The sequence below is a fragment of the Pontibacter sp. MBLB2868 genome (assembly GCF_051904785.1).
GTDB lineage: Bacteria > Bacteroidota > Bacteroidia > Cytophagales > Hymenobacteraceae > Pontibacter.
The window spans coordinates 3,035,380-3,048,727 of sequence record NZ_CP196710.1 but is presented as its reverse complement, the minus strand read 5'-3'; the positions used below and the strand labels follow the sequence as shown (position 1 = coordinate 3,048,727).

Here is a 13,348-nt window from a genome sequence, read left to right as displayed (position 1 = left end):
TATCTTTCCCATTGATTCAAATCAAGAAATACGTTTCCTTATCCTGCTTAGTGTTTCCGCAGTCACATTCAAGTATGATGCAATATGGTACTGTGGAATAGATTGTAACCATTCAGGTCTATAAATAAATAGTTCTTTATATAATTCGTCTGGATTTTTCGTAATACGGTTATATTCAAGCATTTCCTTTTGTTTTAATAATTTTTGAAATGATGAATCAACAAAGGATCTGCCACATTGATATTTTTCTAATAAATCCAGAAAAGGCTGTCTTTCAATACTCAAAATTTCTGTAGAAGAAAGACACTCTTGATTTCTTTTTGTATTAGAGTTTTGACTGAACGCCAATAAATCAGAAATAAAGTGTGGTTTTACGTAAAAATTAATATTCACTTCTTTTCCTTCATTAGAATAATATTCCCTTACTATTCCTTTGTTGAGAAATCGAAGTTGTTTCTCTTTGGTATTTGCTTGAAGTAACAAACTTCCTTTTTTATGTTTTCCTACTTTAAACAATGAGAATAGTTCTTCTAGTCCATGTTGATTTAGTGGATATTCAGTTCTGAAAAATTTTGAAATTTCTGTGAAGGTTGACATTTTCAGCTTGTAGGTAACGGTAGGGCTAAAATACATGTATGAGATTTCGCTTTTGTTGTGCTTAGTTGATTTTCTGATTCAAATTGCCTAGCCAAGCTCTAATTTTGCTCAATGATTCACTGTTATCAATAACAGCCAAATGAGCTATTCCTTTAATAACATGTGTTTCTGCATAATCTGATGTAGAAAAAACCTCTGCAAATTTATCTGGATAAAAACTCTCATCATCCCCTCCAACCAACACCAGGGTTGGCACATAAATATTTTTAATATCAGCTTTAAAGTCTTTAGGGTCCATACTCATTGCCATCCGATACGAATAGCTGGCAACCTGCAGGCTATCATTCCATTCTGATGCTCGGTTGAAAAACAGTACCGGTTGCCCGTTAAAACCATTCATACCAATATTATTTAACATTGAGAGCCCAATAAACCGCTTTACTGAAACAGTGACCCAATTACCGTTTCCTGGCCTAAGTGTAGGAGATTTGTAACCAAGGTATGGCGAAAACATGATGGAGCCATTCACTTTAGTGAGTCTGTCGTTTCCCAGATACCTTAAGGCTAATCCACCTCCGGAAGAATGCCCCGTAAGGATGATTTTTTCAGCGTGAAGGTTTTCCTTTGCATACCTCACAATATCTTCGAGGTCTTCTTCTAACTGCCCTATATGATCTATATCTCCTCGGGTTCCAGAGTTTCTTCCATGCCCTCTTAGGTCTGGGGTAATGACGGTGAATAGACTTAAATCAGCGAAATGCTTGCTGGCTTTGCTTAAGTATCTACTATCAGAACCAGAGCCGTGTAAAAAAATCAGTACATCCTTTGTCTTCCCATCATAAACTCTGCTAAAAATCTCTTTTCCATCTCTTAGCTTGATCCAAACTTCTTTTGCAGAAGCCTCATGACTTGCACTTTCCCTAACAGAAGAGAAATCATAATTCTTCCTGTTTTCAATTTTTGAAATAGGCCAGTAAGTCAATGTAAAAGCTGCAATTAGATAGATGACAGAATTAACTACTAAAAATTTAATCAAAAACCTCAGGGCTTTTCTTTTCATGATTTGGATTTACGAATTAAGCACAACGGATTGGGCTTTGCCTAAATGATGGCGTAGCTAACATTTAGATGTGATTAGGTTAAAACATTTTTAAAGATTGTTCATCTACAATAACTGATACAAATTCAGAAGCAGTAGAAACACACTAATAATCAAAGTGATTAGTGAGATGATTTTCCATACAGTTGGTAGTTTGATAGCGATGTTACTTAGCACAACTGCTACGATGCATAAACCTATACTTACAAAAGTCAAAGTATAGCCACCGTGGAGAAATTTAGGGAAAAAGTTATTGAAGATGGCTAACCTCTCTTCATGTGTTCCACCAGCGTTGAATGCATTTATCCAGATTACCTGTATAATCAAAGCAATAAACATACACATTGCTCCACCATAAGCCTTTAGCCTAACCAGATTTTCACTTTTCACATTCATGGTTTTATTACTGATGATTAATCCTAGCGGATCGTGCATAATGTGGTGAGGCATAGCCGAAGCTTAAAGCCCGTGCCGTATTGGGTGAAGTGATGCTTTTAATTCCTTAAAAAGTGGAGCAATCAATCATATAGCTTAATATATTTACATCATCTAAAGAAGTGTGGTGCACAAAAGTCTTTTGATGTAAAGTTCGAAAAGGGTTATCTCCAGTATAATACCAGAAAATAATTTTTATAGCTGTATTAGGCTTAGACCTTAAAGTATAAGTTTTAGTTATGTCTTGTTCATAGATATTTTCAGTGTTGAGAAATGCGGTGTTACTATCGTCAATTTCGTTTCTAATCATCAACGGTGGACTAATATTATTCAAAACTGCCACATTCAACCTCAATTCGACAGGTTTCCAAGCATTAATGTCTACTGTGTTGGTCTCACCTGAAACAATTTCTATTTGATTTGAATATTCAGGGTAATAGGGGCTTCCGTAGTACTGCTCAGATAGGGTGTACCTTTCACCTTCCTTTAACTTATAATTAAACGTAATTGAATAATCCCCATTTTCATCAGTATATGTCGTAGCCACTTCCTCAGAATTCAATCCACACATAAAATTCTCGCAGCTTCTCCAGCTTTTTATTAACTCGATTTTGTAGCCTTCGATATTTATACCTCTAATATTATCCGAAACATGTCCTTTTAACACCGTTTGTACCCCAATATCTTCTTTGGAGCAAGATGAAATGGTTAATAGCAAAACAAAACTGGCAACTACTTTTAAGACATGTCTCATATGGGTTATAGTTTTAATGTCATAAAGCCATTATCTTCCACATTTATAAATTATACATTACACCCAACTAGTGGATATGCGTAAACATCCGTTTATCCTACCAAATATAGAAGGATAAACGGATGTTGTTGCAAAATTTAATCAAAATTTAGTACTATTTTTAAATAACTGAGAAGGTCAACACCTAAACAGTGTTACATCAGAACTATTTTGAAAATTGTTATTCTTAACCCATATCTTGAATTGACTGCCCCTCCTAGATGGGTAAGGCATAGATGGCGGGTGATAGTTCTGATAACTACCTGGTGGGCTTTCTGATCATCTCTTCTTGGTGAAACTGTTTGTGTTGGGTGTACACTTCTAACTATACCAGTAAATAATTTCTATTTTTAAGTAAGGCTTAAATACGGCTAACAGTCAGGTTCTCATTTTTGACAATGCGACTAAATCAAAAATAGCAGCTAAGGAGTTAGCTTAATTACAATATTCAACTTTTACATCGGGAGTGTCTTCTGTTTGATTAGAGTTAGGATATATAATTAGTCTTCCTTCAAAAAATTCCCAGGTATGTATGGTGCCAGTATTATTTGGAGCGAGGTCAACATTAATAATTTTTTCCCACGTATCAGATCCGTCTCTTTTGATGTAAAAGTCTTTGATATAACTGTTAGCCGGCAGAAACGAAAAAAGATTTCCAATACCTGTTTCCATCAGCCAGGGATAACTCCAGGTAAGGTCCTTGAAAATCACTTCCTTATTAGCAGTAGTACAGGTTGGTTGAGCAACAGTAACCGTAACCGTATCTTTTGATTTTAAATTATAGGCATCTGTAACTGTTAATTCAAACTCATAGTCACCAACATTAAAAAGCCCTCTTGCAGAGCCCTTCGTATCGCTAAAATTATTTAGTGGCACCTCAGAAGGTCCTTTAATAAACCTCCAATTATAGGTAACAATGTTACCATCCGGATCTGTACTTTTGTTTCCGTTTAGAACATGTGAATTAAATGGAACATAGATCGTGGTATCATTACCAGCACGCGCTATGGGAGCGCTGTTATTGACTGGTGGTGGTGTTGTTGGAGGAGGATTTGGTGTTGGCGGAGCAGGAGGGGACGGCGTAAGTTGGGTTGGACTAACAGTGTCTTCTTTAGAACAAGCTGTTAGGGTTAATAAGAAAATGAACACCGACATTGTCAAGGAATGAAGTCTCTTTTCCATCAGCCTTGTAATTAATTTTCAATAGATACATAAACACCAATCTTAACCTAGGTACAAACCACACTTGCTTGATATGTAACACCCATATAGGTTACTTTAAAGTATACGAATCTGAATTTAGACACCTCTTTTTGGGCTGAAGTATTTAGTGTAAGTATCTGCTACTGTGGTGGATCTATCAAATCATTCAATAATCAAATTTACAGGCAGGCTAAATTGTGCTATAAAAAGGACTGTATAGTTTTGTGATTCAGTATGTTAAGATTGATTTTTGAGTGATGGTCTTACATATCAACGGGCGTCATTTAAAGTTTTACTATTCCTCGAAATCCTCTTGCAGCGTAATAGGAATCAGCGCCATTATGATAGATAAAAACTTGTCCATAGCGACGGTCACCAAAAATCGCTCCTCCTAATTTTCTGATTCTATCAGGAGTATCCAGCCAACTCGACGTTTTGGTATCAAATTCATCAATCGATTGCAATTTTTTATATTCCATTTCATTCATCAGATCCACTCCCATACTATGGGCCACATCTTTGGCATTATCAGCCGGCTTAAATTTTTTTCTTGCTTCTAAAGCATTCCTATCATAACAAAGGCTTCTTCGGCCACTTGGACTCTCTTTGGAGAAATCACAAAAAATATACTGATCCAGATCTTTATTGTATTCCAATAAATTTGGCTCTCCACCAGTTTTTTCCATTTCGTTAAGCGACCATAATTTGTCGGGGTTTTGCTTAAGCTTTGATGTGATGTCAGACCAATCCAGATTCATAAACCTTTCAGGAGTCTGCTTAAAACGATTTTCCAAAATTTCTAACATCGAATCAATTTCCGGAGTACCAAGTTTTTTATTTGAAGTCATGTGTTCTGCAGCTATTCTCAATTTATTCTAAATTTCTTAAGCCTTGCTTGTTTGTGTAGCCGATAAGCTGGCGTAGCTAAAGCCTGGTTGCACCACCTGTTGCCAGATGTGGTTGGTGTTTAGTTGATAGTGTGCCCTGTTTCATAGCTGCCTTTTTTTTGCATTTTGTCTATTGCCAATCTCAGGCTGAATAAGGCAAGTAGTACAGTTAAAGGGGTGAACAACAGCTTCTCTAACTCATTACTTGAAAGCAGATTGCCAGCCGTATTCAAAAGGAAGACCACAAACATGATCCAAAGGAGTCCTTTAATAATTCTGCGGTCTATTTTGAGGTTTAAAATACCGGAATCCGCTGCTACAACTGCAAGCATGGCAACATTAATGAGAATAGATATCAATTCAAACACAATCATTTGTGAAGTACCTTTCAGCCTGCCACCCCATACCATTTCATAAGGCACTACACCAAAAAGTATCAGAAAGTGCAGTATCACAAACAGCGATAAAATGATCAGTAAGCCCTTGGTAGCAATAAGTTTTGTGATGTTTTTCATAAGGTTAAATAGAGTAGAAGTAGCTATAGGCAATCTAGTAAATCATAATTAATGTCTGTTATTTTCTTTAGCTGCTTCAGGTATTTTAGCTGGCTTTTAATTGCCGAGTAGTTCTACAAAGATCGCTTTGCTTTACCGGGGAGGAGCTTCTGATTGTGTGCTTACCTGAACAACAAAAGTAAAAAGCAGGAGAATAAATAAGTTTAGTTTTCTCATAATGGGTAGTTTGAAAGTATAAGGTGAGTGTATCGTTTTAAAACATCGGTATAGGCTTTTTGGGCACAAGAGGTACTGTTTACTTTTTTAAAAATAAAGAACTTAGTTAAATATTAATACATCTCGATTATAATATTTACTCTTTGATTTAAAGGTCTTCATACTACATCACCCCACTCTCAAAAGGGGCTGGTAGTTAACAGGTAGTTCGGGAATTATGAATAGGCTCCAAAGTTTTAGGGCAAGTATAAATTGTAATTGAGCCCACTTGTGTGGCTACCTGTCTAAAAGTGCTGAAAGACAGCTGGTGACAAGCAGAAGAAAGTATAACTTTGTAAAATGGAGATTAAGTTGGGCACAGCAAGTGCGCTGGAGCAAAGAGCATGGAGCTTGCCGGATGTGCGAAATATTACGCAGAACCGTTTGGTGCTGCACCTGTTCTTCTGGACGGTGTACGTAACCTTTTTTGGTTTACTTTACGGCAGCTACATCGATGATTACTACAACGCCTTTATGGTGGAGCTAGTGGAGCTGCCATTCAAAATGGCCCTGGTGTATTTTAATATGTACTACCTGCTGCCGCGATACCTGCTTGAGAAACGCTACCTGGAGTTTTTTGTGTACCTGCTTTTACTGATGGTGGCCATTGGTGCCCTGATGCAGTTCGTGCTGCTGCCATTTCTTATACACCCGCTTTTCTGCCCTACCACCTGCACCGAAGATAACCTGACGGTGTTCAGGTTCATCAAAAATATTGTTAACATAAACTATGTAGTGGCCATTACTGCGGTTATTGCACTACTCAAAAACTGGTACAGTCATCAGAAAGCGGCACAAAACCTGACACAGGATAAGCTGGAGGCAGAACTGAAACTGCTGAAAGCGCAAATACATCCGCACTTCCTGTTCAATACCCTTAATAGCCTGTACTCGCTCACGCTTAAAAAAGCTGACAATGCCCCGGAGGTAGTGCTAAAGCTATCGAGCCTGATGGATTACATGCTCTACGATGCCAATGCCGCCAAAGTGCCACTTGAGAAAGAACTGGACTACATCAAAAATTATATTGCCCTGGAACGGATCCGGTACGGTGCCCGGGTAGATGTACAGTTTACCGAGAGCGGGAGTATAGCCGGAAACCAGATCGCCCCCCTTATACTGTTGCCCTTCGTGGAGAACGCTTTTAAGCACGGAGTGAGCACCGAAACTAAAAATGCCTGGATACGCATAGATGTGAAACTGACCGGCGACAAACTGGTGCTACTGGTAGAGAACTGTAAGTGCGGAGAAAAGGCCAGTAACAATACCCGCGACCTGGCATCCGGCATTGGATTGAAGAATTTACAGCGCAGGTTAGAACTGCTCTACGAAGACCAGTATGTGCTTGAGGTAGAGGATGAGCCCGATAGTTATGCGGCACGGCTGGAACTAACGCTTTCCTGAAAATTTAGCAGCACCGGAAAATCGTAACAAAACAAAACTATGAAGATCAGATGTATGATTGTGGATGATGAACCGCTGGCGCTGGATGTGCTGGAAACGTTCGTTAACCGCCTGGATAACCTGGAGCTTGTATGCCGTTGCAACAACGCGGTGGAGGCGTACAGTTGTCTGCAAAACGAACAGGTAGACCTCCTTTTCCTGGATATACAGATGCCAAAATTAACAGGTATTGATTTCCTGAAGTCGCTGGCGCATCCTCCTAAAGTTATCTTTACAACTGCCTACCGCGATTATGCCGTAGAGGGGTTTGAGCTGAATGCCGTGGACTACCTGCTAAAGCCCATTGCGTTTGAGCGTTTTCTTAAGGCTGTATCAAAAGTTACTACTCCTGAAAGTGCTAAAGCCAGTACCCCTGCTGCTGTATCGGCTCCTGCACCTGCGGCAGCTACGCCAGCATCGTACAACGAAGCTTTTATTTACCTGAAAGCTGATAAAAAAATGGTGAAGGTAATGCTGGCAGATATACTTTACATCGAGAGTCTGAAAGACTATATCCGGGTGAAGACGGAGACGAAGGAGATCATCTCTTACCAGAAAATATCCTTTTTAGAAGAGAAGCTGCCAACTGATAAGTTCCTGCGCATTCATCGTTCCTTTATTGTAGCGATGGATAAGATACAGGCCTTTTCCGCTACTGCCGTTGACATTGGCAAAACAGAAATTCCTATCGGGCGTTTTTATAAAAATGACGTGCTCCAGGTGCTCAACCAAAACAATTTGTTAGAAACATAGCATCTTCAAATTAGATATTTAAAATTAAAAATTAGAAATTGAAGAGAAGGCAGGTTTTGGCTGTTGTACGTATGACAGCACATGGCGAAGTGCCGGTTTCTGATCCATACTTTTAAATTCTAGCAAATAGGTGTATATCTCCAAAAAGAAGTTGTTTTACCCGGTGTCGGAACGCTTGCGCAAGTACCTGCATCACTACGACCGTGAAACAGAACTGCCCGTGCATTATGAAGACCTGCTGCACTACTCTGACACCTTTCCTTATTATGATAAACAGGGGCACGATACCCTATGGGAGTCGGTTATGTATGAGCAGCATGCCCAGCAGGAACTGAACCGCGGCCTCACGATGATCTACGCATTGCTGAAAACAGACGGCGATATGTCGGTGATGGAGCACCTTTACGTGTCGCGCATCGACTACTGTACCTTTGGCAATTCCAATCCATTCCGGGTGCAGATCATGAACCAGCTGAACGATAACTACGATTATTTTTATGTGAAAAAAGCGGATGCCTCGCGTATTTACGGGCTGGAGCTGGAGCACATACTTTCTCCGAGCCGCATAAACTATTTAGTAGAGGGCGACTCGCTTATTGAAGAGCACATTGCCGGCATTCCTGGCGATGTATTTATCAAGGATTACGTGAACAGGAAGATCGCCAACAAGGTGCGGATAGCCAAAGAGTTTGTGAAGTTTAACGAACGCTGTTTTGTGCGCCTGCTAGGTGACATGCGCTCTTATAACTATGTAGTAGATGTTACTCCTGATTTTGAGGACGAGCAGTACCGTGTGCGCCCCATCGATTTTGATCAACAATCTTATGAAGGCAAAAAGACGATGTACCTGCCGCAGTTCTTCAAAGACAATAACGTGATCGTTGGCCTGGTGATGGACCTGCTGAAGCCGGATGTGGTGAAGCAGTACCAGAACGAGGAGCGTACGCTGATGTTCCGACGGCTGAAGTCAGCGCGTTACCGGCTAAAAGACCTGATTGATGCAATGCGCAGCGATACCATTTCTACGCCCGAAAAAGTAGAGCAGCTAAAGCAGGAGCTGGCGCAGCACCATCAGTCAAAAGAGTTTTTAAAGTGCAAATGCATGGGCGACCTGGTGCGGCTTAACCTGAAAACCACCCTTGTAAAAGCACCTAAGGTGGCGGCAGGCAAAGTGTAGCGTTTGCCATAGTTGCTACATTGCACCAGCCAGGCCGCTCTTCTTACAGTCTTTCCAGGTTTGTTCGGGTGCGTTCACTATTTTCCAGGTTACCTGTGTTCACAGTTCCTGCTGGCTCAAACATAAGCACTTCGGCTTCCTCGTTGGCAACAGGCTTGTGCTCCACGCCACGTGGCACGATTAAAAACTCGCCCGGCTTCAGCTCGATCACTTTATCCCGAAGGTGCATCTCAAACTTACCTTTTACCACCAGGAAAAACTCATCTTCGTGCTCGTGGTGGTGCCACTCAAAAGCGCCCTTAAACTTTGCGAGCTTTACCTGCTGGCCATTTAATTCACCGGCTATGCGAGGGTTCCAATAATCGGGTATATGATCAAATTTTTGTGCTAAGTTAACTTTCTCCATTATTCTAATTTAAAATGCTGAGGATCTTTGCTTATTTATTTGGACTGATTCTAAATAGTGCTTACCTTTGTACATGTTACAGCAGCAGCTACAGCTAATTTAGCAGACAAGATGCAAACATCCTCTTTATTGAACGAGATTTATACTTCGGCAGCAGGTAGTGTTTACCAGTGTGACCGCCGGAACCGGGTTATTTTGAATTATGCCGGTGAAGTAACTGCGCTGAAAGTGGATGCTTTTCTTCGGTTGAAAAAGGCCGTGGATAGTATAGATCTTGAGGAGATGGCTATTAGCACGGATCGTTCTTCAGATTACGAGATAGTTTCTGTTTGTGGCTGCGACCGCTGCTATGTGTTAACCCTGCCAGAACTTGATGCCTTTAAGGAGATGTTGGCGAAGGCTAAATTTGTTATGGAGTTAAATAGCATGTTGCACGAGTGTTTTAACTCGCAGTTAGTTTAATACCCCGGCTTATTTATTAATTGGATGATCAACACGGTTTACCACCGTGTTTTTTTGTTTAAGTTGCTCCTAAAGTTAATTCTCAGGGCTAAACATTAAACAAAAACCTTAAAAGTAAGGTATCCAATAGGAGGTGCTTTTTACAGGTAATCTGTAAAAACACGTTTAATATACCCTAAAGCCAATGAAGGACCTACTAAGATTAAGAACCTCTCTAACCGAGGAAATTGAGAAAGCAATAAATGATCAGATAAAGATGGAGGCAGAATCTTCTGCCATGTATCTCTCTATGTCAAGCTGGTGCGATCGTAATGGCTTTGACTTTAGTGCCGGGTACTTTAAAAAGCAGTCAGATGAGGAACGGGAACACATGTTGCGTCTCTTCAAGTATGTGTCTGATATGGGAGGCCGGGCTGTTTCGCCTGACATTACAAATACCCAAATAGAGTTCGAATCGTTCAGGAGTGTATTTGAGCAGGCTTTGCAGCAGGAAATAGCCGTAACACAATCATTGAACAGGATGGCTGACAGATGCCAGAAGGCGAAGGACTATGTCACTTTTACATTTCTGCAGTGGTTCCTGAAAGAGCAGATAGAAGAGGAATATGTAGCCCGACGCGCCCTGGAACTGTTTGAAGTGATAGGAGAGGATGGTACAGGATCGTATGAGATTGATAAACGCGTGCCAAAGATCACGTATGAAAATGAGTATGATAAGTAACAGCGCTAGTACAAAATAGAGCTAGAGAGCCTTTGTGGTAATCACAAAGGCTTTTTTGTGTCTTTATTTTTCTGGTTTAACTTTAGCGGCATGTTCCTGGAAAGCCTGCCTTGCCTGTTCCTCGGTTACGTGGTGCATCCAGTAATTATCTGGCTGAAAACACATGACAGGAGCAAAGTCGCAGCGGTCAGTGCATTCGGTTTTTACAACTTCTACCTGTCCTTTAAGGCCGTTCTCCTTTATCAGGTTACGCAGAATTTTGCCATTCTCTTTACCGCCTTTCTTTTTGCACTTACTGCCGGTGCACACATAAATAACCTTATCCGGTGTTTTAAAATCTTTACCCATACTAGTCTTTACGGGGTTAGGAGGGGCAAAAGCTAAAAGTGTTTAAGTGAGTGCGGGTAAACGGCGAAAAAATTACATGGCTTAGTTGTTTTAGTATGTTTCTCGGTTAACAGTTTTGCAATCGTGCAACCACTGCCTGGCATCAACAACGTTTTCGAAAATCCGCATGTAAATTTTATCTTCCACCCTGCTAAGTAAATCTGCAGCGGATGCGGCAGCAAAGGCATCCTTATCCACCACATGAGAAAAATAGCGTAAGCCCAGGGCAATGGCACGTGGCGTCCACTCTTCATCTATCCAATTTACTGCCTGATCCCAGGTGCCAACTACTTCTTTGTTGTCATTTAAGCCGTAGCTGGTATGGAATTTTGCAAAAGCATCAAGTATGGCTAAGCAGCCAAGCTTCACATTATCGGGGGTTATGTAGCCTTCCCACTTATTATAAATCCAATCATTTTGCTGATCATAGTAGATAGTTAAGTATAACTTATCTGTATGAGACTTAAGCTCTTGAAATTTGATCATGGATCTAAGGGGTATAATCTGAAAGCTAAGGTACAAAAACTTTCATTTCTTTCAGCTATCATTACCGGCCACGGGTTGCTTCTGGTAACTGCCAGCATTGGCGTGTATGCAAAAAATAAGAGCTCCTTTCATGTTAAAGGAGCTCTATAATTTTAAGTGTTTATCGCATTAAGAAGCTTGTTTAGGCTTCGGGAGTGGCTTGCGGGGTAATTTCTTATCACGCATAGCTGTGTGGTATACGATCGAAGCTACAATTGTGGCAGCTTGCTTCAGGTCATCAGCCTGCAGGCGGTCATACGTATCCTGGTTGGTGTGATGCGTACGGGTGTCATAGTCAATCTCATCCTGAATAAACTGGAAGCCCGGTAATCCTACTGCATCGAAAGCCAGGTGGTCTGTGCCTCCTGTGTTTCGGATGGTTACAGCTGTTGCGCCCAGGTCATGGAAGGGGGCTAGCCAGGCTTCCATTAAAGGCCGTGCCGCGTCGTTGCCTTGCAGGTATACGCCACGAATCTTGCCGGTGCCATTGTCGAGGTTATAATAGGCAGAAAGTTTTTCATGCTCTTTCGTCAGCGCCATGGTTGCCGGATCGCCAAAATGTTCTTTTACATATCCTCTGGATCCGTAGAGGCCTTGTTCCTCGCCGCTCCATAAAGCAATACGGATAGTACGTTTCGGTTTGATGCCCATCGCCTGCAGAATGCGGACAGCTTCCATCATTACGGCAACGCCGGCAGCATTATCTGTTGCCCCTGTTGCTGCGTGCCATGAGTCGATGTGTCCGCCGAGCATCACCACTTCGTCCTTTAATTTTTTGTCAGTGCCCGGTATTTCGGCTATCACATTATAACCCTTCATGTCATTTGTAAAGAAGTTGGTTTTCGTCTCCATCTCCAGTTCTACCGGCTTGTCGGCTTTTAATAAACGCACCAGGCGTCCGTAATCTTCTAATCCCATCTCCAGTTCGGGCAGGGCTGGCTGAGCGTCTTTTGCATAGGGTGCGCCATTGCTGGTATAGTGTGTGCCGTGCATACCGCCCCGTGAGCTAAGAATAGCTGCGGCTCCTTCTGCTTTAAAGAAATCAACTGCCTTATTGCGCAGCGCCATGCGGGCGCGGTACTGTGCGATACGTTCGGGAGTCCAGCTGCTGGAGGAGCTGGTTGCTTCCGGGCTCATCGCCATTTTATCCAGTTCCTCCTCAGTATAGCGTTTGGCATCCGCTTCAAAAGTGGTTTTGGCGTCATTATCAGTGTCGGTTATGATGATCTTGCCGGCCAGTTTTCCTTTATACTGCTGCAAGTCTTCTTCTTTCTCGAGCTGTACCAGCACCGCCTTTGCTTTGATCAGTCCGCTGGTGCCGGGAGTCCAGGCCTTTGGAGTAGCGATCAGCTGCTGATAGTAAGGAGCTGTCATGGCGATATAAGATTTTTCTACTTCCCATCCTTTGCCAAACTCACCCCATTCCTCCAAGTGCGCATTCTGTAAACCCCACTCCGTCAACTGCTTCTTTGCCCATTCGTTGGCTCTGTTAAGGCCGGGAGAACCGGAAAGTCTTGGCCCTGATACATCTGTCAGGTAAAAAGCCGTTTCCATAACCTGAGAGTTTTTCAGGCCTTCCTGCTTTATGCGGTGCACCACATCAAGGTTAACCGGCTCCTGTTGTGCTTTGGCAACTATTGCAACCTGCAACAGAAATGCCAGTAAGAGTAGAGGTTTACGTGTCATAAAT

The 13,348-nt window shown here is 41.6% G+C and carries 16 protein-coding genes; 5 read left to right on the top strand and 11 right to left on the bottom strand.

What is annotated here, in order from left to right; all coding sequences use genetic code 11:
• Window positions 1-21: 21 nt before the first annotated feature.
• The 7 genes from ACSX1A_RS12980 to ACSX1A_RS12950 all read right to left on the bottom strand — a co-directional run bounded on the left by ACSX1A_RS12980 (window position 22) and on the right by ACSX1A_RS12950 (window position 5,529).
• Window positions 22-597: a Crp/Fnr family transcriptional regulator gene (locus ACSX1A_RS12980; RefSeq protein WP_439880071.1), complete on the bottom strand. Its 576-nt coding sequence runs from the start codon at window positions 595-597 to the stop codon at window positions 22-24.
• Between the two features lie 61 nt (window positions 598-658).
• A complete protein-coding gene (locus ACSX1A_RS12975; RefSeq protein ID WP_439880070.1) occupies window positions 659-1,657 on the bottom strand; it encodes an alpha/beta hydrolase in 999 nt (332 codons plus the stop codon).
• 105 nt (window positions 1,658-1,762) lie between these two features.
• Window positions 1,763-2,146: a hypothetical protein gene (locus ACSX1A_RS12970; RefSeq protein WP_439880069.1), complete on the bottom strand. Its 384-nt coding sequence runs from the start codon at window positions 2,144-2,146 to the stop codon at window positions 1,763-1,765.
• A 52-nt stretch (window positions 2,147-2,198) separates the two neighbouring features.
• The gene (locus ACSX1A_RS12965; protein ID WP_439880068.1) at window positions 2,199-2,885 is read right to left on the bottom strand and encodes a carboxypeptidase-like regulatory domain-containing protein; all 687 of its coding nucleotides are present in this window, start codon (window positions 2,883-2,885) and stop codon (window positions 2,199-2,201) included.
• Between the two features lie 474 nt (window positions 2,886-3,359).
• Window positions 3,360-4,106: a PKD domain-containing protein gene (locus tag ACSX1A_RS12960; RefSeq protein ID WP_439880067.1), complete on the bottom strand. Its 747-nt coding sequence runs from the start codon at window positions 4,104-4,106 to the stop codon at window positions 3,360-3,362.
• A gap of 305 nt (window positions 4,107-4,411) precedes the next feature.
• Window positions 4,412-4,975, bottom strand: a complete 564-nt coding sequence (locus ACSX1A_RS12955; protein WP_439880066.1) for a DUF4256 domain-containing protein — start codon at window positions 4,973-4,975, stop codon at window positions 4,412-4,414.
• A gap of 119 nt (window positions 4,976-5,094) precedes the next feature.
• On the bottom strand, window positions 5,095-5,529 hold the full coding sequence (locus ACSX1A_RS12950; protein ID WP_439880065.1) for a hypothetical protein: 435 nt from the start codon (window positions 5,527-5,529) through the stop codon (window positions 5,095-5,097).
• A gap of 555 nt (window positions 5,530-6,084) precedes the next feature.
• Here ACSX1A_RS12950 and ACSX1A_RS12945 point away from each other — a divergent pair.
• The 3 genes from ACSX1A_RS12945 (at window position 6,085) to ACSX1A_RS12935 (ending at window position 9,157) form a co-directional block, all read left to right on the top strand.
• Window positions 6,085-7,188 carry a sensor histidine kinase gene (locus ACSX1A_RS12945; protein WP_439880064.1) on the top strand — a complete coding sequence of 368 codons (1,104 nt, stop codon included), beginning with the start codon at window positions 6,085-6,087 and terminating at the stop codon, window positions 7,186-7,188.
• Between the two features lie 39 nt (window positions 7,189-7,227).
• Window positions 7,228-7,980, top strand: coding sequence for a LytR/AlgR family response regulator transcription factor (locus ACSX1A_RS12940; RefSeq protein WP_439880063.1), 753 nt, complete (start codon window positions 7,228-7,230; stop codon window positions 7,978-7,980).
• A gap of 163 nt (window positions 7,981-8,143) precedes the next feature.
• Window positions 8,144-9,157: a hypothetical protein gene (locus tag ACSX1A_RS12935; RefSeq protein ID WP_439880062.1), complete on the top strand. Its 1,014-nt coding sequence runs from the start codon at window positions 8,144-8,146 to the stop codon at window positions 9,155-9,157.
• 43 nt (window positions 9,158-9,200) lie between these two features.
• On the opposite strand, the gene ACSX1A_RS12930 is transcribed toward ACSX1A_RS12935, so the two are convergent.
• Window positions 9,201-9,563 (bottom strand): cupin domain-containing protein, encoded by a 363-nt coding sequence (locus ACSX1A_RS12930; RefSeq protein WP_439880061.1) that lies wholly within the window; start codon window positions 9,561-9,563, stop codon window positions 9,201-9,203.
• Window positions 9,564-9,674: 111 nt separating this feature from the next.
• On the opposite strand from ACSX1A_RS12930, the gene ACSX1A_RS12925 reads away from it, so the two are divergent.
• Together ACSX1A_RS12925 and ACSX1A_RS12920 are read left to right on the top strand one after the other, a co-directional pair.
• A complete protein-coding gene (locus ACSX1A_RS12925; RefSeq protein ID WP_439880060.1) occupies window positions 9,675-10,025 on the top strand; it encodes a hypothetical protein in 351 nt (116 codons plus the stop codon).
• A gap of 184 nt (window positions 10,026-10,209) precedes the next feature.
• Window positions 10,210-10,746, top strand: a complete 537-nt coding sequence (locus ACSX1A_RS12920) for a ferritin (protein ID WP_439880059.1) — start codon at window positions 10,210-10,212, stop codon at window positions 10,744-10,746.
• A gap of 63 nt (window positions 10,747-10,809) precedes the next feature.
• Here the strand turns inward: ACSX1A_RS12920 and ACSX1A_RS12915 are convergent, their stop codons facing one another.
• The 3 genes from ACSX1A_RS12915 to ACSX1A_RS12905 all read right to left on the bottom strand — a co-directional run bounded on the left by ACSX1A_RS12915 (window position 10,810) and on the right by ACSX1A_RS12905 (window position 13,344).
• Window positions 10,810-11,094: a (2Fe-2S) ferredoxin domain-containing protein gene (locus ACSX1A_RS12915; RefSeq protein WP_439880058.1), complete on the bottom strand. Its 285-nt coding sequence runs from the start codon at window positions 11,092-11,094 to the stop codon at window positions 10,810-10,812.
• Between the two features lie 90 nt (window positions 11,095-11,184).
• Window positions 11,185-11,619, bottom strand: a complete 435-nt coding sequence (locus ACSX1A_RS12910) for a hypothetical protein (RefSeq protein ID WP_439880057.1) — start codon at window positions 11,617-11,619, stop codon at window positions 11,185-11,187.
• A gap of 168 nt (window positions 11,620-11,787) precedes the next feature.
• Window positions 11,788-13,344, bottom strand: coding sequence for a M28 family metallopeptidase (locus tag ACSX1A_RS12905; RefSeq protein ID WP_439880056.1), 1,557 nt, complete (start codon window positions 13,342-13,344; stop codon window positions 11,788-11,790).
• Window positions 13,345-13,348 lie beyond the last annotated feature (4 nt).